Source organism: Altibacter sp. (assembly GCF_019913785.1).
GTDB lineage: Bacteria > Bacteroidota > Bacteroidia > Flavobacteriales > Flavobacteriaceae > Altibacter.
In genome coordinates this window covers 46,367-68,792 of the sequence record NZ_JAIOHK010000033.1, presented here as the reverse complement: position 1 = coordinate 68,792, position 22,426 = coordinate 46,367, and the positions used below count along the sequence as shown (strand labels likewise).

23 protein-coding genes are annotated in these 22,426 nt (G+C 40.2%); 16 read left to right on the top strand and 7 right to left on the bottom strand.

Annotation, left to right across the window (positions count from 1 at the left end; all coding sequences use genetic code 11):
• Window positions 1–39: 39 nt before the first annotated feature.
• The 5 genes from K8F54_RS05200 to K8F54_RS05180 all read left to right on the top strand — a co-directional run bounded on the left by K8F54_RS05200 (window position 40) and on the right by K8F54_RS05180 (window position 4,351).
• The gene (locus K8F54_RS05200; RefSeq protein ID WP_290788017.1) at window positions 40–1,563 is read left to right on the top strand and encodes a helicase HerA-like domain-containing protein; all 1,524 of its coding nucleotides are present in this window, start codon (window positions 40–42) and stop codon (window positions 1,561–1,563) included.
• A gap of 22 nt (window positions 1,564–1,585) precedes the next feature.
• Entirely contained in the window at window positions 1,586–2,149 is a 564-nt protein-coding gene (locus K8F54_RS05195; protein WP_290788015.1) for a hypothetical protein, read from the top strand.
• 93 nt (window positions 2,150–2,242) lie between these two features.
• The gene (locus K8F54_RS05190) at window positions 2,243–3,190 is read left to right on the top strand and encodes a DUF4440 domain-containing protein (RefSeq protein WP_290788012.1); all 948 of its coding nucleotides are present in this window, start codon (window positions 2,243–2,245) and stop codon (window positions 3,188–3,190) included.
• A 5-nt stretch (window positions 3,191–3,195) separates the two neighbouring features.
• The gene (locus tag K8F54_RS05185; RefSeq protein WP_290788009.1) at window positions 3,196–3,909 is read left to right on the top strand and encodes a hypothetical protein; all 714 of its coding nucleotides are present in this window, start codon (window positions 3,196–3,198) and stop codon (window positions 3,907–3,909) included.
• 19 nt (window positions 3,910–3,928) lie between these two features.
• Window positions 3,929–4,351 (top strand): VOC family protein, encoded by a 423-nt coding sequence (locus K8F54_RS05180; RefSeq protein ID WP_290788006.1) that lies wholly within the window; start codon window positions 3,929–3,931, stop codon window positions 4,349–4,351.
• A gap of 30 nt (window positions 4,352–4,381) precedes the next feature.
• Here the strand turns inward: K8F54_RS05180 and K8F54_RS05175 are convergent, their stop codons facing one another.
• Window positions 4,382–4,618, bottom strand: coding sequence for a hypothetical protein (locus K8F54_RS05175; protein ID WP_290788003.1), 237 nt, complete (start codon window positions 4,616–4,618; stop codon window positions 4,382–4,384).
• A 153-nt stretch (window positions 4,619–4,771) separates the two neighbouring features.
• On the opposite strand from K8F54_RS05175, the gene K8F54_RS05170 reads away from it, so the two are divergent.
• The gene (locus K8F54_RS05170) at window positions 4,772–5,797 is read left to right on the top strand and encodes an AI-2E family transporter (RefSeq protein ID WP_290788001.1); all 1,026 of its coding nucleotides are present in this window, start codon (window positions 4,772–4,774) and stop codon (window positions 5,795–5,797) included.
• On the opposite strand, the gene K8F54_RS05165 is transcribed toward K8F54_RS05170, so the two are convergent.
• Entirely contained in the window at window positions 5,794–6,672 is an 879-nt protein-coding gene (locus K8F54_RS05165) for a tetrahydrofolate dehydrogenase/cyclohydrolase catalytic domain-containing protein (RefSeq protein WP_290787998.1), read from the bottom strand. The two genes, K8F54_RS05170 and K8F54_RS05165, sit on opposite strands and share 4 nt — an antisense overlap.
• Before the next feature lie 36 nt (window positions 6,673–6,708).
• Complete coding sequence (gene ffh / locus K8F54_RS05160) at window positions 6,709–8,037, bottom strand: signal recognition particle protein (protein WP_290787995.1); 1,329 nt, start codon at window positions 8,035–8,037, stop codon at window positions 6,709–6,711.
• Window positions 8,038–8,254: 217 nt separating this feature from the next.
• Between ffh and K8F54_RS05155 the strand changes: the two genes are divergently transcribed.
• From K8F54_RS05155 to K8F54_RS05140, 4 genes are all read left to right on the top strand, one after another.
• Window positions 8,255–8,608, top strand: a complete 354-nt coding sequence (locus tag K8F54_RS05155) for a hypothetical protein (RefSeq protein WP_290787992.1) — start codon at window positions 8,255–8,257, stop codon at window positions 8,606–8,608.
• Window positions 8,605–9,924: a hypothetical protein gene (locus K8F54_RS05150; RefSeq protein WP_290787989.1), complete on the top strand. Its 1,320-nt coding sequence runs from the start codon at window positions 8,605–8,607 to the stop codon at window positions 9,922–9,924. The genes K8F54_RS05155 and K8F54_RS05150 overlap by 4 nt, the downstream gene beginning before the upstream one ends.
• A gap of 40 nt (window positions 9,925–9,964) precedes the next feature.
• Window positions 9,965–11,146 carry an MFS transporter gene (locus K8F54_RS05145; RefSeq protein ID WP_290787986.1) on the top strand — a complete coding sequence of 394 codons (1,182 nt, stop codon included), beginning with the start codon at window positions 9,965–9,967 and terminating at the stop codon, window positions 11,144–11,146.
• A gap of 305 nt (window positions 11,147–11,451) precedes the next feature.
• Window positions 11,452–12,222 (top strand): hypothetical protein, encoded by a 771-nt coding sequence (locus K8F54_RS05140; RefSeq protein WP_290787983.1) that lies wholly within the window; start codon window positions 11,452–11,454, stop codon window positions 12,220–12,222.
• A 9-nt stretch (window positions 12,223–12,231) separates the two neighbouring features.
• Here the strand turns inward: K8F54_RS05140 and K8F54_RS05135 are convergent, their stop codons facing one another.
• Entirely contained in the window at window positions 12,232–13,485 is a 1,254-nt protein-coding gene (locus K8F54_RS05135) for a DEAD/DEAH box helicase (protein ID WP_290787981.1), read from the bottom strand.
• A gap of 265 nt (window positions 13,486–13,750) precedes the next feature.
• Between K8F54_RS05135 and K8F54_RS05130 the strand changes: the two genes are divergently transcribed.
• Window positions 13,751–14,305, top strand: a complete 555-nt coding sequence (locus K8F54_RS05130; RefSeq protein WP_290787978.1) for a nuclear transport factor 2 family protein — start codon at window positions 13,751–13,753, stop codon at window positions 14,303–14,305.
• A 59-nt stretch (window positions 14,306–14,364) separates the two neighbouring features.
• Here K8F54_RS05130 and K8F54_RS05125 read toward each other — a convergent pair whose 3' ends face one another.
• A complete protein-coding gene (locus tag K8F54_RS05125; protein ID WP_290787976.1) occupies window positions 14,365–15,225 on the bottom strand; it encodes a DUF4349 domain-containing protein in 861 nt (286 codons plus the stop codon).
• A 133-nt stretch (window positions 15,226–15,358) separates the two neighbouring features.
• On the opposite strand from K8F54_RS05125, the gene K8F54_RS05120 reads away from it, so the two are divergent.
• The 5 genes from K8F54_RS05120 (at window position 15,359) to K8F54_RS05100 (ending at window position 19,902) form a co-directional block, all read left to right on the top strand.
• Window positions 15,359–16,258, top strand: a complete 900-nt coding sequence (locus K8F54_RS05120) for a hypothetical protein (protein WP_290787974.1) — start codon at window positions 15,359–15,361, stop codon at window positions 16,256–16,258.
• Window positions 16,255–16,749 (top strand): hypothetical protein, encoded by a 495-nt coding sequence (locus K8F54_RS05115; RefSeq protein WP_290787972.1) that lies wholly within the window; start codon window positions 16,255–16,257, stop codon window positions 16,747–16,749. Before K8F54_RS05120 ends, K8F54_RS05115 begins: the two co-directional genes overlap by 4 nt.
• 555 nt (window positions 16,750–17,304) lie before the next feature.
• Complete coding sequence (locus K8F54_RS05110; RefSeq protein ID WP_290787970.1) at window positions 17,305–17,931, top strand: carbonic anhydrase; 627 nt, start codon at window positions 17,305–17,307, stop codon at window positions 17,929–17,931.
• Window positions 17,932–18,000: 69 nt separating this feature from the next.
• Complete coding sequence (locus K8F54_RS05105; RefSeq protein ID WP_290787967.1) at window positions 18,001–19,488, top strand: M28 family peptidase; 1,488 nt, start codon at window positions 18,001–18,003, stop codon at window positions 19,486–19,488.
• A 3-nt stretch (window positions 19,489–19,491) separates the two neighbouring features.
• Complete coding sequence (locus tag K8F54_RS05100) at window positions 19,492–19,902, top strand: hypothetical protein (RefSeq protein ID WP_290787960.1); 411 nt, start codon at window positions 19,492–19,494, stop codon at window positions 19,900–19,902.
• Window positions 19,903–20,081: 179 nt separating this feature from the next.
• Here K8F54_RS05100 and K8F54_RS05095 read toward each other — a convergent pair whose 3' ends face one another.
• Both K8F54_RS05095 and K8F54_RS05090 read right to left on the bottom strand, forming a co-directional pair.
• Window positions 20,082–20,558, bottom strand: a complete 477-nt coding sequence (locus tag K8F54_RS05095; RefSeq protein ID WP_290787959.1) for a hypothetical protein — start codon at window positions 20,556–20,558, stop codon at window positions 20,082–20,084.
• 47 nt (window positions 20,559–20,605) lie between these two features.
• Window positions 20,606–22,366 carry a hypothetical protein gene (locus K8F54_RS05090; protein ID WP_290787958.1) on the bottom strand — a complete coding sequence of 587 codons (1,761 nt, stop codon included), beginning with the start codon at window positions 22,364–22,366 and terminating at the stop codon, window positions 20,606–20,608.
• Window positions 22,367–22,426: the final 60 nt, after the last annotated feature.

Sequence of the window (22,426 nt, the reverse complement as noted above, 5' to 3'; positions counted from 1 at the left end):
GCAAGACTACAATTGTTACTTTTATCAAAAATTTAGGAGATGGCAGATACACAGGCTTTTTTTGACTATATCACCACCGGAAACACTTTTAAGGGCGATGCAATTATTATGGGCGCTGCCATGCTGGATGGTGAAACCGTGACCAATGCCTTGGTTAAGATTCCGCTTAAGACCATAAATCGTCACGGACTTATAGCCGGAGCAACAGGGACCGGTAAGACGAAAACTCTTCAGGTATTGGCTGAAAATCTTTCAGAAAAAGGAATTCCTGTACTGCTCATGGATATGAAAGGCGACCTAAGTGGTATCGCGCAACCCAGTCCGGGGCATCCAAAAATTGACGAACGTCATGAAAAGATTGGAATCCCTTTCGAAGCCAAAAAATTTCCGGTTGAAATCTTATCACTTTCAGAACAAAAAGGGGTGCGTATGCGTGCTACCGTTAGTGAATTTGGACCGGTACTGCTCTCCCGAATTATGGATCTCAGCGAAACCCAGTCGGGTATCGTTTCGGTTATCTTTAAATATTGTGACGACAACAAGCTTCCTTTGCTGGATTTGAAAGACTTTAAAAAAATCCTTCAGTATTCCACCGACGAAGGAAAGGATGAACTATCAAAAGATTACGGCCGGATTTCTTCTGCCTCAACAGGTGCAATCCTTCGAAAAGTAGTGGAACTGGAACAGCAAGGCGGTGACCTCTTCTTCGGAGAAAAATCGTTTGACACCGATGATCTGCTGCGCATCGATGAAAATGGCATGGGCTATATCAATATACTACGTCTGACCGATATTCAAGACCGCCCAAAATTATTTTCAACCTTTATGTTATCGCTATTGGCCGAAATATACGCCACCTTCCCCGAACAAGGCGATAGCGGCAGACCCGAATTGGTCATTTTTATAGACGAGGCCCACTTAATTTTTAATGAAGCGAGTAAGGCATTGCTCAACCAGATTGAAAGTATAGTAAAGCTGATTCGCTCAAAGGGCGTTGGTCTCTATTTTGTCACCCAAAACCCCACCGATGTTCCCGAAGCGGTATTGAGTCAGTTAGGTTTAAAAATACAACATGCATTACGTGCGTTTACGGCCAAGGACAGAAAGGCCATCAAATTAACAGCCGAGAATTATCCTATTTCAGAATACTACAAAACCGACGAAGTACTAACCTCCCTCGGAATTGGCGAGGCATTGATTTCGGCTTTAAATGAAAAGGGAATCCCTACACCTTTGGCCGCAACCATGCTACGCGCCCCTATGAGCCGGATGGACGTGTTGGAAGATCAAGAGTTGAAAGAGCTGATTACCGATTCGAAACTCGTTAGAAAATACAACGAAGAAATTGATCGCGAAAGCGCCTACGAACTTCTCAATAAAAAAATTGAAATTGCCGATCGCGAAGAAGCCAAAGAAAAGGCCAAGGAAGAACGAGAGGCAGCAAGTCGTTCTACTTCAAGAAGTCGAAGTACCCGAACCCGGCAAAGCACTTTGGTAAAAACCTTAACAAGTCCCACTGTAATACGCAGCGTGTTGGGAATTCTTGGAAAAATGATGCGTTAATAGTTAAATTAGATAAATTTAGATGAAAAAGACCCTGTTATTTGGTGCGTTGATAGCGCTGTTATTTGTACAATGCGGAAAAGACAACGATCCGTTTTTAATTAAGCAAGGCGCCATCGGCAACTTGACCAAAGAAATACAAATGAAGCAGATTGATTCGATCTTTGCGCAAGATTCGATCGTGAAACTTAACCCAATCCCCGATGCCCTGGGCACACAGGGTGAAGTGGAAATCTATGAAAAGGGCGGTGCCTTATTATTATTGCTGTCGCCAGATGACGAAAGTGATCCTGAATCTGTGATTACTAATATCCAAATTTTCGATGACCGATATAAAACAGAGAAGGGTTTGTCTAAGAATAGCACGTTCAAATCTGTGAAAGACAACTATATTATTGCAGATATTGAGACTACAATTAACTCGGTGGTAGTGTTCTTAAAGGATAGCGATGTCTTTATCACCATCGATAAAAAACAACTGCCCGAAAATTTGCGGTATGATATGGGTATCACTATTGAAGCAAGTCAGATCCCGGATGAAGCCACCTTTAAATATTTTATGGTGGGTTGGGATACTTTTGAATAGTAGCAAAAAATTATCTGAATAAAAAGCCTTCATAAACGAAGGCTTTTTTAATATCCAGAATAAATAGTACCTTAAACTTTCAAAATCAGATTCATGAAGCTGCTTCTATTTCTTTTTTTTATTCCGCTTCTATCCGTTGCACAACCTATTGAAATGTACGCTCCCTCCAATGAGCATCCCTTTGGAAGATTAAATCCTGAAGCTCCCAAAGAAGTTGGGGATTCTGAGCAACTCATTGGTAGCTGCGATTGTATTTCTACCACCCGAAAAGCTGACCAGAGCTGGGGGGAGCCTCAAAAAATGACCTGGACCTTTAAGTACATTCTAAACGGCATGGGAGTACAGGATGAGTCGTACAAGGAAGATGGCAGTCATTCGGGAAGTATACGCCAGTTTATCGCCGACAGTAGTAAATGGTATGTGCATTGGTATTCAAATGGTACACCGAGTACGTCACTCCCCACCTGGGTAGGTGGTAAAAGAGGCGATAGCATTGTCCTGTATAATGAGCAAAAGGCACCCAATGGGACGGACGGATTCTATCGGCTTACCTTTAGTGATATTTCTGAAAAAGGATTTAATTGGATGGGTGAGTGGGTTAATACGGCTGAAACATTTGCGTTTCCCACTTGGAAAATTGAATGTATTAAGCGGATTCCGGCTTCGGACAAAGCAATCATTTTAAAGAATACCGAAGCTTTTTCCAAAGCGTATATGGATTCCGATTATGAAGCTCTGGCTAACATTTATTCCGAAGATGGGAAAATATTCCCTATGAATGCCGATATTATTAGCGGTAGGGAGGCTATTATGAAAAGATGGGTTCTAGCTGAAGGAACAAAGGTCCTTCATCACAAAGTGACACCTTCAGAAATAAAAATAATAGGAGATTACGCATACGACTATGGCTATTATGAAGGAAGGACACGAACCACGGCACCATTGGAAATTGCATTTAAAGGAAAATACGTGATCGTTTGGAAAAAACACAAAGGCGATTGGAAAATCTATTTAGACATTTGGAACCCGCTTAAAAACTAATAAGTATGAAAAAACTCACACTCCTAATCGTGGCGCTCGTCTTTATGACCGGCTGTAAGAACGATACCAAGAAAAATGAAGAATCGTCGGCGGTTCCAATAGAAACAACTTCAAAAGTTGCATGTACTCGTGAAGCCACTTTTGGAGATGTGACTTTTTGTTTCCCAAATATCGAGGGACAGACAGAATGTTATACCCACCCGGTGATCAATACACGTGTGAATGCCTTTAATGATCCTGACAACGAGATTCTGGGATATTATATCAGCAATACCAATTACGAAAATGTGGATAATCTCGATGGGGTTTCGTACGATGATTATTACCAGATTTACGCCCCCAACTTGGCCAAAAACTATCGAATGACCACAGCCGAGATGAATCAGATTATGGGTATGATGACCACGGGTTTCTTGGACAAAACGATGGATGAAGTAAATGAAAGTGACTCATTTTCGAAGAATGACATCGCAATTACGCAACCCATGCTAATTGAAAAATACACCTTGAATTCGAATTCTTCCACCATGATTGTTTTAATGAGTATTACGAATACTTCCGAAAATAAAACAATGGCAGTTTCAATGAATGCCCTAATTGTGAAGGATCGCATTGTATTTGTGACGCACTATTTGGATTATAAAGACGACGCTTCGATCACTTCTTTGAAAAAAAACACGGCCCACTTTGTTGAGAAGTTCATGGATGCCAATAGCTAAGTAAATCAAAAACCAAAATATGTCCAGCATACCTCCTTTTCATTTGGCAATTCCGGTGGATAATCTCGCGGAATGTAGCAGATTCTATCGTGAAGTACTTGGCTTCGGCCAGGGTCGAAGTAGTGATCATTGGGTAGATTTTGATTGCTTCGGGCACCAGTTGGTGCTCCATTATAAAGAAAAAACTTCAGAACAAATCACTAGCAATCCGGTAGATGGTAAGGTTGTTCCCATACCTCATTTCGGAGTGGTTTTAGACATGGAGACCTTTACCCTCTTTTCAGAAAAACTAAGAGCAAAAAAGGTGAAATTTATTATCGAGCCTTATATCCGATTTAAAGGGGAGGTGGGTGAGCAGGCCACCATGTTCTTTACAGACCCTTCCGGGAATGCCCTAGAGTTTAAGGCATTCCGAGACAGGGATCAATTGTTTGCCACCTAATCTGCAAGATTAGAATAAGACATCCACAAATTAACAGTCGGGATGGCTTGGATCGGTACATGGATTACATTGTCCAATGGCATCGCCATGTGCCAAATGTGCAGGTAGTGCATTTACGCTAATTACAATGGTATGCGCATTTGCCGGATTTCCAGGAGGAATATGACAAATGGCAATCTTATCACCGGCATCAGCCTTGTTTTCACTAAAACTGAATGACATGCATGCCAATAGCACGACGCCTAAAATTAAGCTTACTTTTTTCATAACTAAAGATTTATATTGGTTAATTGATATATAAATGTAGTACATAATTCTTACAAATTGAAAGAGAATACCTACAATTTGACGAAGTGCAATATTCTTCGCTGAAAAACAGTATCTTTAATTAAAATCTATTTTAGCAGCATTCTCAGCCTCATGAAAACCATTAATATTAACATTATCCAACAGATTTTAGTGCTTCTGCTTATCGTGGTAATGGGCGGACTCATATTTAGAGAAATACTGCCCTATTTTTCGGGGGTATTGGGTGCAATTACTATTTATGTATTGCTGCGGAAGTGGATGGTACGCTTAGTAAAAAAAGGGTGGCGCCCCAGTATTGCAGCTAGTTTCTTGATGTTTTTATCCTTTGTTGGTATTTTAATTCCGGTAATTGGCATTGTAGTAATGCTGACCAATAAAATTGGCAATGCTGTTAAGAATTCGGAGAAGGTGGTGGATGCGTTCAAAATACAATTGGTCTCTTGGGAAGAGCAATTAGGCTATAACCTAAGCTCACAAATCAATGTATCGGCTATTTCTTCTTGGCTTACAGAGAACCTTCAGAGTATTGCCGGAAGTACTTTTCACATAGTTATTTCGATTGGGATTATGTATTTCATGTTGTACTATATGTTTATAAACAAGCGTACCCTTAAAGATACCGTTTCGGATATAGTACCCTTCAGCAACAAGAATATTAAAATTATAGGAAAGGAAGTCCAAGCCATGGTTCGCTCAAATGCATTGGGAATCCCGTTAGTTGCCATCGCCCAAGGAATTGTAGCTCTAATTGGTTTTTTAATCTTTGGGATTGAGGACCCCTTCTTTTGGTTTGTTATTGTTACTATAGGGTCTATGATTCCGTTTGTAGGCACCCTCATTGGCATCTTACCGGTGTTTATCTTAACCTTGTCTACAGGTCAGTCATTTCAGGCTTGGGGTATTTTAATTTACGGTGTGGTGATTGTAGGTTCAACGGACAATATCATTAGACTCTACGTACTGAAAAAGTTAGACAATGTCCATCCGCTGATTACCTTGATAGGTGTTATTGTTGGAGTTCCTTTATTTGGATTTATTGGCCTGATTTTCGGGCCGCTACTAATAAGTCTGTTTTTAATAGTATTGCGTATTTACCGAAACGAATACGGAAGCAATTCTTTAGAGGAGACTCCTTAGATTTTTCGCTGCACTCTTGCCAATAAGGTGTTTTTAAGTAACATTGCGATGGTCATAGGGCCTACACCTCCAGGAACCGGGGTAATAAAGGACGCCTTTTTGCTTACATTCTCAAAATCCACATCACCCGTTATGACATAACCTTTCGGGCTGGAGTCATCCGGAACCCTCGTGATTCCAACATCGATGATCACAACGTCGTCTTTGACCATTTCGGCTGTTAAAAAATTTGGAACGCCTAAAGCAGAAATTATTATATCTGCCTGAGATGTAATTTGCGCAATATCCTTGGTATTACTATGTGTCAATGTCACGGTACTGTCACCCGGCCACCCTTTGCGACTCATCAGAATACTCATAGGGCGTCCAACGATGTGGCTTCTGCCTATCACAACCGTATGTTTTCCTTTGGTTTCTACCTTATAACGTGCTAAAAGCTCTAGGATTCCAAAGGGAGTAGCAGGTATAAATGTGGACATGTCTAGTGCCAACTTCCCAAAATTTTCGGGATGGAAACCATCCACGTCCTTGCTGGGATCAACCGCCATTAACACTTTCTGTGTATCGATCTGGGGTGGCAATGGCAACTGAATAATAAATCCGTCGATATCGTCATTTTCATTCAACTCCTTAATTTTGCGCAACAGTTCTTCTTCACTGGTGGTATGCGGCAAGCAGATCATGGTAGACTCGAATCCAACACGTTCACACGACCGTACTTTGCTCCCCACATAGGTCAAACTCGCTCCATCTTCGCCAACAATCACAGCGGCCAGATGCGGGACCTTTTCACCATTGTCCTTCATTTTTTGCACTTCGGCAGCGATCTCATTTTTGATATCGTTGGAAACTTTTTTACCGTCGAGTATGGTCATAGTTAAGGTGTTCTTTTCAGATTAAAAATAGCTTAGTTATTTCATTTTTCCCATCATCTGCATCATCTTACGGCCTCCGCCCCCTTGCATCATCTTCATCATCTTGCTCATTTGCTCAAATTGCTTCAGCAACTGATTTACCTGAGTTACCGAGGTGCCACTTCCTTTGGCGATACGCTTTTTTCTGCTTCCGTTAATCAATGCCGGTGTACTGCGTTCGGTAGGTGTCATGGAGTGAATAATAGCTTCAATATGTTTAAAGGCATCGTCATCGATATCCACATCCTTCAGTGCTTTTCCGGCTCCGGGAATCATTCCCACAAGATCCTTCATGCTTCCCATTTTCTTTACCTGTTGGATCTGCTTGATAAAATCGTCGAATCCGAATTGATTCTTGGCTATTTTTTTCTGAAGTTTTCGCGCTTCTTCTTCATCGTATTGTTCCTGGGCCCGCTCAACAAGGGAAACCACATCTCCCATACCCAGAATTCGGTCGGCCATACGTGCCGGATGAAACACGTCGATAGCATCCATCTTTTCACCGGTACCAATAAATTTTATGGGCTTATTAACCACACTTTTAATGGAGATTGCAGCTCCACCTCGCGTATCTCCATCGAGTTTGGTAAGCACAACCCCTTCGAAATTAAGTCGGTCATTAAACGCCTTTGCCGTATTTACCGCATCCTGCCCGGTCATGGCATCGACCACAAATAAGGTTTCTTGCGGATTGATTGCCTTATGCACATTGGCAATTTCGGTCATCATTTCCTCATCGACTGCCAGCCGACCGGCGGTATCAACTATCACCACATTGTGACCATTCTTTTTGGCATGCGCAATGGCGTTTTGTGCAATCTCGACAGGGTTCATATTTCCCTCTTCACTATAGACCTCAACCCCTACCTGATCTCCCACCACATGAAGCTGGTTGATTGCCGCTGGACGATATACGTCACAGGCAACGAGTAATGGCTTCTTGGATTTCTTCGATTTTAAGTAATTGGCAAGTTTCCCCGAAAAGGTTGTTTTACCACTTCCTTGTAATCCCGACATCAATATAATGGAAGGCGAAGCACTTAAATTGATTCCAGCGGTCTCGCCTCCCATCAATTCAATTAACTCATCCTTCACTAATTTCACCATCAATTGTCCGGGTTGCAACGTAGTTAATACGTTTTGTCCCAGTGCCTTTTCCTTTACGGTATTGGTGAAATCTTTGGCTATTTTAAAGTTAACATCCGCATCCAGCAACGCACGACGCACTTCTTTTAATGTCTCCGCTACGTTTACTTCGGTAATACTACCATGTCCCTTGAGGACGTGTAATGCTTTGTCTAATTTATCACTTAAATTATCGAACATAGTTCTTCTTCTTTGTAATTAACAGCACACCAATACGATCACCATGGTGTTAGCGACGGCAAAGATACTAATAGAATAGAGAGTTACAAAGTTGGAAGATGGGAAAGATTGCATGCCTTTTTCATATTTTTTGATTAACTTAGTGACACATATTCTCCCCTTTTAACAATTGAGCCCGGTTGTTATACCCTTAATATCTAATCTTAATCTAAAAACCATGCGTAAAATCTATCGTTATAGAGAACTGTCTTACCAAGTTGATGATACCACTGAGGTAAATTTTACTGTTGATTTTATTTCTGATGGCAATCTTGGTAAAACCGTAATCTATCAGCCCCATTTGGGAAATCCTGAGATCGAAAATTCAGGAACCGTTAGCATTGGAACCGGAGCACAACTCCGGGGAAGAATCACCATCGTTATTACCGAAGTCACCAACCTCAACCCGAATGAAGATGAGATACGGATAGCGTATCAACTTAATGACGAATTCCTCGTTGAGCATCACAATCTCAAATCGGAAGAAGATAATCCCACCATCGTTTTATTTATAAAATTTCCTACGCCATGAAGTATCAATTGATGTTATTAATGGTATGGTTGCCAACAGTTTTTTTGGCACAAGACAAGTTAAATCTGTTGAGAGCTCCTACCTCCCCTGCCTCCGGTATTTTAGACTTACAGCCCAAAGTCGTCTTACAACCAAAATCGTATCAAGCTCTGGAAACAGCGCTGTATTCGAATTTCTTAAATAGTAATTATGATGCGGTGATCCCAACCGATTTTGCCTTAGAATTTACACCGTATTGGACCGAAAACCACAAATTATCACTCGCCAATTACCTCTATCCCGAAGCATTTATGGATCATTTGGTTCGAAATTCTTCCATCTCCCTCGCCTCTACGCAAAACTTTATTTTAGGCGACAGCACTGCTTCTAATGGCCTAGCATTTGGGTATCGCACCTCCTTCTTTTTTCCGAATAAAAAAGATAAGGAAATCACGACCGCTAAAATTGCGGCTATACAAAATGACAATAGTTTAAAATCACGAATCGAAGCACAGGCCTTTGGCCTCGTCTTGAATGAATCTGTTGGCGACAAAAAGGAATTCATTACTGCAATGCGAGATACAGTCTCCAACGCCATCACGAAATACGGGAGATACAATACTCCAAAAGAAATGAAGGCCATGATTGAGACCATATTGGGGAAGATGGAAACCTTGCCCGAGCTGACTGTCACCACTCAGGATGCCTTTCTAGATGCATTTCGAGCCATCATCGATGCGGAGGTAAAAACCTATATTTCTATCGAAGAATTACAAGTATACCTGAAAGAACGTCAGGGGCTTACTATTGACATAGCCTTAGCATCTCTATTGAATTTTCCAACGAATTCGTTCGAATTCTCCTATCTTCCGAAGAGTTCGATTTGGGTTACTCCTTCGTATCGCTTTTCTGAAAAATTTGAATTTCTAAAGCTCCTAGCTGTATTTCGATACGAATGGTATCTGGATGATTATTATCGTCGCTATTTCCCCGAAGCGACCACCTATCAAAACAACATAGACTATGGGGTTTCACTTTCAACAGATTTTAAACGCTTCTCCGTACAATTCGAATTGGTGGGACGCAGTAGTAGTGCTACCATTCCTTCGGGTACGGATGCCCAGGGGAATGAATTATTCAGAAAAGAAAAAGACAGTGATGTACAATATATGGGCACGTTCAATTACAACCTTACCGATCAAATTGTGTTGAGCTATACCTTGGGAAGTAAATTTGATGCGATCCTTAACCCTGATGAGACCTTGGTGTCCTTACTATCACTAAATTTTGGTTTTGGGAGTCCGACTTCAAACGATTTAGACCTGTCAAAAAATTGAAATCGTTTGTTTACATTTAGCGTGTATAAGCCACCTATTTGTGAAACACATTACTCGAACCGTCTGGATTCTTTCATTGGTGAGTCTGTTTACTGATACCGCCAGTGAAATGTTGTACCCCATACTGCCCATTTACTTACAAACGATTGGGTTTTCGGTGGTTTTGATCGGTATCCTGGAAGGTGTCGCCGAGGCAACGGCCGGTATTAGCAAAGGGTATTTTGGAAAATTGTCCGATGTATCCGCTCGACGGGTTCCCTTCGTGCAATTAGGATATGCTTTCAGTGCCATTTCCAAACCTATGATGGCCCTATTTATCTATCCGCTTTGGATCTTTTTTGCACGTACTTTGGATCGCTTCGGAAAAGGAATTAGAACCGGCGCACGGGATGCCTTATTGTCTCACGAAGCCACACCACAAACCAAGGGGAAGATCTTCGGGTTTCATCGGTCCATGGATACACTGGGGGCCGTATTTGGACCGGCCCTAGCCTTAGTATATCTCTATTTCTATCCTGAAGATTACGTCACCTTATTCTATATTGCATTTATCCCCGGACTTCTGGCGATATTAGCGTCTTTCTACCTAAAAGACAAAAAGAGGACCTCCCAAAAAGAAAAAGTTACGACACCTTTTTTTTCATTTCTGAAGTATTGGAAGGAAAGTCCGAAGGCCTATCGAAAATTGGTAATCGGATTGCTAATCTTCACCCTATTCAATAGCTCCGATGTCTTTTTATTGCTGAAGGCCAAGGAAGCGGGACTAGATGACACCATGGTGATTGGCGTCTATATTTTCTACAATCTTATCTATGCCTTATTTGCATTTCCCATTGGCATACTCGCCGATAAAATTGGGCTGAAGACTATTTTCATTCTAGGGCTAGCGCTATTCGCAACGGTATATTTTGGCATGTCGGTGAGTACCCATTTGTATCTTTTCTTTGGCTTGTTTTTCCTGTATGGGATCTATGCTTCGGCCACAGAAGGGATCTCAAAAGCATGGATCACGAACATTTCAGAAAAAAAGGATACTGCAACTGCAATTGGTACCTATTCGGGACTCCAAAGTATTTGCACTATGATAGCGAGTTCCCTTACCGGTTTTATCTGGTATCAGTTTGGGGCGACGGTCGCTTTTATAACCATTGGAGCGATGACGGTTTTGGTGTTAATTTATTTTTTAACAATACCAAGACCTGTTGCTGTTTCAGACATTTAAACTAACCTTTTAGATAGGTTACTTATTGATATAGGTGTATATGAAATTGAACTTTTTTCAACATATAATGGAAAACAACATACTGAGAAATCAAAACTTTATGTATCTTTAAAAGGAAGTTTACAGCGTAAATAAAAATGCTTTTAGCAGCATATTCTCTAAAAGCACTACGGGTTGCTCCGTTTTTACGTTCGTTTGAACGTTAGCCATAATTTGGTGACGCGATTATATTGCATATATGGATATCGCTTTCAGCGAACTTTTTGGCAATCCCACTTATGATACTAATATAAAACCCTACCACTATGAAATCATTGTCCATCACTCTTTTTAGTACCATATTTTTATTACTAATCCCTATTTTAAGTTTTTCACAAGAAAATGCTTCTCAGGCCTATTGGGTACATGAGGATCCGGTTTACCCAGCTAAAGTAGCCGATTATGAAGGTTATTGCACTACCCTGGCCGACAATTGTAAAAAGTACGATGTCAAGGAAGCCAAATGGGTAACGGTTTCCACAGATGACCTGCGATATTTTCACCTTTCACCTATTGAAAACATGGGAGACCTTGATAAAAGTAGGTTCTCACTCCTTAGAGATAAGATGGGGGAAAATGAATTCAATGAATTATTCGAAAATTTTGATAGTTGTTACGATACTCATACCGACTATATTATTCACTTAGACAATGATCTTTCGTATATGCCGGAAGGGGTAAAAATAGTGCAGGCGGGTATGGAATTCAGAAAACTAGAGTTTTGGTATGTAACCCCACAAAACTTTCAAAAAGTGCTCAACCTTGCCAAGGAGTTTAAAGAGTTGTATACCAAGAATAATTCGAAAGAGTATTATCGCGTCTACCGAAGCGGGTTTGGAGCTGCTGGTCAGTTTATTTTAGTGGCGATTTCAGCAAAAAGCGCACAAGATTACGAACGTATTCGTGTAGAAAACAAAGCGTTGTTGGGAGAAGCTAGAACACCGGTGTATACCGAACTTTTAAAATCTATTATTCGTGTAGAGACCTTAAACGGCTATATGCGGAATGACTTGTCATACGACCCTGACGAAAAATAATAAAAGCTATTATCTTCCTCTCTTATGAAACCCACGCCCTTTTGTGGGTTTCTTTTTTTGTGTACTTGAACGCCCTTTCTGATGTTGTGCCTTGTTTTCGGCTTTCTTGTCCAGTACTTCTTTTAAAGATTCGGTTGGCTCAAAACCCGGAATGACTTCACTCTCCAATTTCTCACCCAATAGTTTTTCGATCCCTTGCACATATTCATATTCATCCACACTTACAATAGAAATAGCTTCGCCACTGGCACCGGCTCTTCCCGTTCGGCCAATGCGATGGACATAATCCTCTGGAATATTGGGAAGTTCATAATTGATAACATGCGGTAGTAATGGAATATCCAATCCGCGAGCGGCAATATCGGTAGCGACCAAGACTGCAACCTTTCCGCTTTTGAATCCTGCAAGTGCCTTGGTGCGTGCCCCTTGACTTTTATTTCCGTGTATGGCTGCCGATCTAATTCCAGCCTTTTCCAATTTCTGACTCAGTTTATTGGCACCGTGCTTGGTTCGGGTAAAAACGAGTACTTGTTGCCAGTTTCCTTCAGAAATTAGTTTGATGACCAATTCAGTTTTCTTTCCCTTGTCAGTTCGGTACACAATCTGATCTACTTTTTCGGCCGTGGTGTTGACCGGTGTAGCCTCCACCATAACCGGGTGGTGCAAAAAAGAACCCGCAAGTTGCTTGATTTCTTTTGAAAAGGTAGCCGAAAACAAGAGGTTCTGTCTTTTCGATGGCATTAAAGCTAGAATTTTCTTAATATCCCTTAGGAATCCCATATCCAGCATACGATCTGCCTCATCCAACACCAATATTTCAACTTTCGCTAAGGAGAGCACCCCTTGGTTTTCTAAATCTAATAAGCGACCCGGAGTTGCAACCAAAATATCCACCCCTTGCCGAAGTGTTCTAATTTGCGGATTGGCGTTAACACCACCAAAGATTACTGTCGATCGCAAATCCAAAAATTTACTGTACTCCCTAAATTCATCTTCCACTTGAGCGGCGAGTTCTCTTGTTGGGGTCAAGATTAGGGTGCGTACCGGACGATGACGTAATGGTTGTCCACTATTGAGAATTTGTAAGATTGGTAACGCAAACCCTGCAGTTTTTCCACTTCCTGTTTGGGCTGAAGCCAATACGTCCTTTCGCTCGAGGATTAATGGAATTGCTTTTTGCTGAATAGGTGTTGGGTTGGTATATCCTTTTTTGTTGATCGCTTTCAACAGGGCATCAGACAAGCCCAAAGATGTAAATGACATAGTATTGGATTACAAAATGACAATGTAAGGCAACGTCATTTCTTTATAAGGGGCGAAGATACATTAAATTATCTGAGTGGAATTTGTAGGAAAAAAAGAAGTGCAGGTGCAAGTAAAAACTCAACTATATTTTGTAATTTTAAATTGCTGTTTTTCAGTTTATTAAAATTAAAAGCCGTTTTATTTACCTGCCTTATTTCATAAGTATTAAAACCAATCAAGATTATTAACCAATATAAAATAGTTCTAACCAATTTAAATAATTATGAAAACAACTAAAATTTTAGGATTACTGGTAATTACATTACTACTATTTGCAGCTTGTCAAGAGCAGACCAAACGCTATACCCAAAGCTCTCCGGAAATTGACCACCTGAAAGCTGCAATCGCCGATTATGAGGCTAGTGACTGGGAAGGTTATATGAGTCATTATGCAGATACCGCGAAAATATATCACAATACAGATGACAAACCAATCTCTCCTAAAGAATCTACTGAATATTTTACTGAAAGAAATAAAAATTACACTTCTTATGGTTTTGTAAAAGATGAAGGCGATTCAGAAATGGTGGTGACCGATGAAGGAGAGACTTGGGTGAATTACTGGGGTATTTGGAATGGCACACTGGCCGGAAACAACCAAACAATTGTGATGCCAGTACATTTAACGGCTCAGTTTGTAGATGGAAAGATTGTTAAGGAATATGGTTATTTTGACACAGCTCCTATAATGACAGCCATGATGGAAATTGAAGCGGCTAAAAAAGCAGCCGATACAATGTCTGGGAAAAATTCGTTAACACCGTCAACCAAAAAGTAATTTAGAAAACTATTAAAAAACAAAAACCCCCGTGTTTACTTAACACGGGGGTTTTCTTCTTATTTTTTGAGCCTTGCCCTAACAAAAACCACAGCAATAATTCCTACTAGCAATAATGGCCAAATATGGATCATTCCTAAGACAACCGTTTCTATAATATTCCAGCCAAAGGCAAAACCATCCTTTGTTTTCGAAATAAAGGTTCTAGAATAATGCTCTGGTTCCTCTTTATAGTTAACCGTTTCATACAAATCAATTTGAATGGTACTATAGGCAACTTTACTGCTAAGATATTTTAGTCGTCCTTGAGCTGCTTCTATCTCTTCCTGAATTATGCGTAGTTTATCTTCGGTGGCCAAGATATCCTCAACGGTTTTAGCATTCCTTCTCAACACCTCCTCATACCGCTCTTTTACATCCAACTTTGTTTTGAGTCGGGACTGCAGATCAATATACTCCTCGGTTACATCCTGCGTCGAAATGTTTTCAAATTCAACAAACTCAACAACGCTGCCAATTGAGTCAAGAAGTACATCAAAATATTGTTGTGGCACTTTGATAGTGAATCTATTTTCAATTTGATATAAGTTATTCTGAAATCGAAGATCACTTACATATGCGTGATACTGCAGGGTGATGCCTTTAATCTGCTCGGTGGCAACTTTTACATTTTTAACCTTGTAACGGGCATTCGCCGACTTAATGATCTTAAGATCCAATGGGGTCTTTGCCAAAACGGCATCGGTTTTAATAGTAGCTTTGGTACTTTCTTCTTCAATAACTTCAAAGCTAGTGGTGACTCCCGTATCTTCGAGTGTGAGATTTTCTTTATAATCTCCCTGATTACATGCAAAAACGGTTAGGATACATACCAAACTAACTGTGATTTTAAAAACTGATTTTACTGAAATTGTTTTCATAATTTTATATTTTTAAGTTTTACAGAAACAAACCTAATCCACCGGAGCAGCTGGTGGCTGTAAAACACCAGTAAACCCGTTGTAAATTAATTTACAATTTATATTTAATTGATTATCAGTATATTACAATCATTTGACCAAGACTGAACAACATCTTCTTACCCTTCTGAAAAAGGACATTGTGCGTACTTTTTTAGAGAATAATTTTGCGCCGGAGGATATGTCGGAGTGGAAAGGTGAAGCTATTGTGGCATTTCAGGAAGATCTTTTTAGCAAAACAAAGGCGAGGGTCAGCGAAAAGTGGTTCTATACTTACCTAAAGAAAAAGCCGAAAAAATTACCCCGTATCGATATGCTTAATTTACTGAGCAGTTATGCGGGTTATACCAATTGGAATAATTATGAAGCGGCACACCTTCAAAAAGTAGGCGCCATAAAAAAGACCGGTGCTTTAAAAAAATACGGTTGGATGTTGGTGTTAATTCCGCTAGTAGTTCTGATTGTTGGTAACTTAAATTCGGAAAATGAATTTCACTTTTGTATGATCGATGAGGATAAGGGAGAGGCAATTACAAACATCCCCTTGGATATAAAAATTCTTTCTCTGGATCAATCCCCTATTTATCTGAAAACAGATACCACAGGATGTTTCAGCTTTATGACCAAAGAAGAGACGATTCGTTTTGTAGTGCAATCACCTTATCATAAGACCGATACCATTGTTCGGCATATTAATTCAAATAGTAATGCTAACGTTCAACTTGCAACCGATAATTACGCACTCATGCTTCAGTATTACAGCAATGGTAATGTGGAAGACTGGAAAAAACGGAAAGAACAGCTAAACAACCTAATTGCCGATGATGCCCAGATCTATCAGGTTTTTCAAAAACACTCCGGAATTGAACTGTACAGTAAGCAGGATTTTATTGGCAAAATGACGATTCCAACAAGTAGCTTGAAGAATATAGATATACTCGACAAGCACTATAAAGATGGAAAGATTGTAAAACTAAAATTTATGGTGAAATGAGATCGGCATACTATATACTAATACTGCTATTTTTAATTTCATGTAACCATGGTGAAAAGTCGGATTCGCTCAAGAACTTCGACTTACTTGAAGAAGAGGCCACTGCCACTTCCTACGAGGTAATTCCGGAAGCGTTCGAGTATCAATCTTTAACCACTCAGAAACTTCAGGACTATTTTGATTTACTTGTTTTACAGCAACAACACCCCGAATTTAAAAATGAAATACACAAACAACTTGTTGCTCTATCTAGTGATTCCACTAAAATTCCTTTAAATACGGCTAAGATATCCATCGAGGATGTACAACAAATTGGTGTTCCGGAAAAGATTTCGGATTCGGTACAACTACTCACAGTATCCTTCTATGTGGTGACACCTTCCACTACAATAAAAGATACCTTAGTTGCGAGGATTGTTTCAAAGAAAGTAATGGTCGAGGGGGCAGAAGTTACTACAACCAAACTTCAATTTATACATAAAATGAATTGAATTGGCTCTTTTTATAATTCTAAACTAGCCTTTCAGGCAATGGTTTTCTTTGTCGTTAATAACTAAAAATTTACTTAAAGGAGACAAGCTTACGGACGTTTCGAGTAAAACAGCAGGATCGAAGTGTTTGGAATAAAGAACTCATTGGTCATGGCAGGGCCTATTTACGCAAAGCCGGTAAAGGCAATACCTTTTCGACCTATCATTTTGAAGCTGCTATCGCCATGGAACACTGTATCTCAAAATCGTATAGGGACACCAACTGGGGTGCTATTCTAGGGTATTATGACATGATGCTTGCTGTTACTGAAGATCCCATTGTTGCATTATTACATCTGCCATACGTGCTTGGGCGGAATTTATCAGAAACTCCACCGCACTCCCGATGCACTTGCGCATTATCAAAAGGCAATTCAACTTAGGCAGTCCAAAAAAGAGCAGCAATTTCTTCAGAAAAAAATGACAGGAATCTACAACTGAGGAAGTATATTTTTTAATAAAAGTAGTTATCAAACTTTCGTTATCTTTAAAACCGAAAAATAGCTGCCTTACATTATGAATATCGATCAAATTTTTAAAAACAATCAGAATTGGGTGAATGAAAAGTTAGGACTCGATCCCGACTATTTCAAAAATCTTGCGGCAGGGCAACGCCCTGAAGTTCTATATATAGGCTGTAGTGACAGTCGGGTGACTGCCGAAGAAATTATGGGTGCAAAACCGGGAGAAGCTTTTATCTTGAGAAACATTGCCAATATGGTTTCCAACCTCGATCTGAGCGCCATGTCTGTTATCAACTATGCGGTAAGTGTTCTAAAAGTGAACCACTTAATTATTTGCGGTCATTATGGCTGCGGAGGTGTTAAAGCAGCGATGGAATCAAAAGATTTGGGTATTTTAAACCCTTGGTTACGGAGTATTCGCGATGTTTACAGACTACACAGGCAGGAATTAAATAGTATCGAAGATGAAGAAGAAAAATACCGCCGTTTGGTCGAATTGAACGTACAGGAACAATGTGTAAATGCGATTAAGACAGCTGACGTACAGATTGCGCACCGCGACCGAAACTTTACGGTTCACGGTTGGGTATTAGATATTAAAACGGGTAAATTAATAGACCTCAACATTGATTTCAACAAGGTGTTAAAAGGGATTATGGAAATTTATCATCTGGAGTGACCTTTCCCGAATTATTTAACGCAACACGATTTTTAAAAAAAATTTACTGAAACCAAATCCAAACCCACTATGCAAATTATTACAACTATAATTACCTTCCTATTTATAGGCATTGCTCCGCTTTTTTCTCAAACTGAAAAAGAAATGGTTGAAGCAACCGTCAATAAAAATACGATTGAAAGTCATATCTATTTTCTTGCAGACGATTTGTTAAAAGGGCGTGAAACCGGAACTCCTGAACTTGAAATCGCCGCCTCCTATTTGGCAAATACACTCCGAAGCTATGGGGTACAGCCTGTTTCAATGACAGGTAGTTATTTCCAACAAGTACCTATGCAGAAAGTGAGTCCGCCAAAAAAACTACTTTTAAAGATAAACGGAACCGAATACAAAAAGAAAGTAGTGTTAGAAGCCAGTAAGATGGATTTTAAAGGAGAGGCTGTTTTTCTTGGTTATGGACTAGAAGAGGATTATAAAGGAAAAGATGTAACCGAAAAGATGGTTTATATAAAGGCAGGAAGCTCGGAAACGCAAGATGCCCGTTCGGCTTTTGGGTTGCGCGAGACAAAAATGGAACTCGCTAAAAAAGCAGGGGCATTGGGAATTGTGGAATTTGTACAAACTCCCGGTACAATATGGGAATATATTGAACACAATTTTAACAGTGATCGTTTAGAATTGGCTTCGAATAAGGTGGAGAAAAAGAAACAAGGAAAGGGATTTGTGTACCTGTGGCTTCACGATGAAAATAGCAGCTTTATTACATCCATAAGTGCAGAGAAATCGATTCGCATCGAACTCTCGGTGACCGAGAGAACAACCGAAATGATTAGCTCACAAAATGTGATCGGAATGGTCGAGGGTACGGATCCTACACTAAAGAATGAATTTATTATCTATTCGGCGCATTACGATCATGTGGGAATTGGTGCAGCCGATGAGACCGGGGATGTGATTTACAACGGAGCACGGGACAATGCGGTGGGCACGACAACGGTCTTGAGTATGGCAGAAAATCTAGCGAAATACCCAACAAAACGATCTGCGCTGTTCATCCTGTTTACCGGAGAAGAAAAAGGCTTGTTGGGAAGTGAATACTATGTAAATAATCCGGTATTGCCATTAAACCAAATGGTGTATTGTTTTAACAGTGATAACGGAGGTTATAACGATACTTCATTGGCAACTGTCATTGGGCTAAATCGCACAACGGCAGCTCAAAATATAAAAGATGCCGCGACTGCATTCGGACTTACAGCCATCGATGATCCGGCTCCCGAAGAAGGTCTTTTTGATCGCAGTGACAATGTACATTTTGCAGCCAAAGGAATCCCGGCACCCACTTTCAGTCTTGGGTTTACGGCCTTTAATGGAATGGTGACCGAATACTATCACAGACCTGGAGACGAAGCCGATACGCTGGATTATGCGTATTTGCTGAAGTTCTTTAAGGCCTATGTACTGGCAGGAAGAAATATTGCCAATGATCCCAGCACTCCTTCTTGGACGGGTGGTGACAAATACGAAGCTGTGGGTAAAAAACTGTACAATCGATAAATTGTGAAACAACTTCTTTCCTTATATGGCTGTGTTTTGATGCTTTTTGTCCTTACGGGCTGTGGTGATCGAGTTGATAAAATGATATATTTCTATACCGATCAAAATAACAATACGTACACCATCTCTTCTTCGGAAGTTCGATACGATCCCATAACTCCAAAAGAGAGTTCTTCGGGAGTGTATAGCGGGGGTGAAAAAGCGGTCATTCCCATTACGCAAAAGACCTTTAGGAAAATCGTTCAGCTAGCCGAAACACTTCAACAAGACACCTTGTCCCATATCGACCGGCGAGAAATGCGTACCGCCATTTTACTGGCTGAATCTAATGGAAAAGACATTTCCAGGGTTATTTTATTGCCTTCAGAAAAACGATCAGCACTTGAAAAATTATTGGAAGAATTAGTCGATTGAGCATTGCTAACACCGATCAAAAAATAAAAACCGACTGAATAAATCCAGCCGGTTTTCCGGGGCAAAAAATTGTGGTGGTGTAAGTTTTAAAAATGAGGCATTCAATATAAATCTTTTTCAAAGCAATTTTCTTCCAATCTTTATTCCTGAATGCCTCTAACTAACTAATCCACCTATTGTTAGTTCTTTGTAAATGTTAGGTAGTCGGTACCTCCATTTCCACCGCTTACATCAATCAATTCAATTTTAGTTTCACTGCTGGAAATAATATCCCAATCATCGGTAAGATCTTCGAAATCTCTTGGAGCAGAGAAAAAGATATTAAAATCGTCGTCATCACTACTGCTGCCGTCATCATCACTGGAATTGTTACTTCCATCTACTACAGACCAACTACCGGTAACCGTAGTGCTTCCATTAACCGCAACTAGCGTTCCGTCTTGATTAAAACTAAAACTATAGCCACTAAAGTTACCGGTTTCATCTTGGTCTGTATCGTAGAAGTAGGTGATTTCCCAAGTACCCTGGCGTACCAGGTTGGCCGTTTGCTCGGCGCTTGAAATGTTGGGCTGATTTGAATCATCGGAAGGGCTACAAGCGCCAAGTGCGGCCGTTAGGGAAATCACTACCATTGTGTTAAAAATTCTCTTTTTCATAGTTTTCTTAGATTGTTTTGTTGTTAATTTCTTTATTCAATTTTTTTTTAATTTTTCTTAAATATGAGCGTATCTTCAATATTGCCATTGCTGTCCTTGGTAATAAGGGTGGTTGTGGTTTCGGTAAACTGCAGTACCTTGTATTCTTGATCATCTGCACCATTAATAGGGCTATCCATATCAAACTCGAAATTGAGTTCGTCAGATTGTAGGGTTACGACCCATATCCCATACACATTTTCTGAACCGTTGGTTGCCAAGACTGTTTGATTCGCATAGAAATTGAAATTATAGCCGTTGAAGTCGCCCGTTTCATCATCTCCATTATCCAAGAAGGTATCAACATACCAGGTACCTGCAACCATTATATCTATAAGTTCCTGCGGATCAGGGCCTCCTCCACCACCACCACAATCGGGGCTGGTTTCACGTCCAAAATCCAGATAATTGGTACCACTACCACTTGTATCTTTTAAATTGAGGAAGGATACATCAAAATCGAGTACGTCCCAATCGTCATTTAGTTCTTTAAATGGGTCATCGCTATTGTTGTATTCGAAATTCAATATAAGTTCCAGATCACCACCACTATCCACTTCTACTGTCCAGAAACCATCTTTGGTCTCGGTACTTCCGGTAGCAGTTGCCGTACCATTGGTATTAAAATTAAACGCGTATTCGTGGTAATTACATGTGTCGTTCGCACCATCATCTTCAAATAAATTAACGTACCAAAGCCCGGTTGTCAACTGCTCAATAAAAGCATTGACGTCATCATTTGAACCATCGTTCGGCGTTCGCCCAAAGGTGAGGTAATCTATGCTACCATTGCCACCACTCACATCCTTAGTTCGAATTTCTTCGGAAGAAGCCTCAATTATATCCCAGCTCGCATATAATTCATTAAAAGGAAAATCACTTCCGAAGTTTAAATCTAAATATGTAAAATCTTCATTCGTGCCCCAGGTTCCCGGAATTCCAGTACTTCCATTGGAGGCTTGTGCGGTATTATCTGAATTAAAGGTGAAGGCATAATCGGTAAAATTTCCCGTTTCATCATATTCATCAAAATAATAGGTAATATACCAAGTCCCGGATGTAAGGTCTTCCGTAAAGTCGTTATTAATAGGATCATCGTCACAATTTGCATTGCTTATAATGTCCAGTAATTCGGTATTGGTATGTACCTCTGTAGTCTCCCCATTCACGATTACCGACACCGGAAATTCAATACTGAAATAATCGTCGCTATCCAAATTGCTCAGGAAAAGATACAGCTCGTAACTTGAATTTACGGTAACCGTATCGGTCTGCTGTTGGTTACTATTATACAGAAAGAAAGTGATGGGATACACAAAATCTACACATTCGATCGCGTCATCCAAATCGCCATCACATAGCGCTATAATGGCATCCAGGTCGGCTTGACTATTGATAATTACTTCTGTAAAATCTTCCAGCAAAATGGTAATAGGGAAAAGGATTTCCAAGGTATCCGTATCGTTGGGAAATTGGTCAAAAATAGCGGCAACAAGCGCGAAATCTTCTTCCGAATTAATCACAACCTCTTGTCCGTTTGCAATAACGGTAATAGGAAGTACGATACTTCCGCAGCTAAATCCATCAATTAGATCATCGAAGTTTCCTGCATTTTCCGCTGCACGAATAAGGAATTGGGTTACGGTCGAATTTGCCGTAATTGTTTCGGCATCGGTTTCATCGATAAGCACCTTCTCTTCTTTTTGACATGCAGTTAGCACTACCGCTAACAGTAGAAGCGTCAAAGTAAATTGTAGTAGTCGTTTCATATACATTTATTAATCTGGGGCACTTTGGTATTAAAACAATTTAATACAGGCTTACCCTAC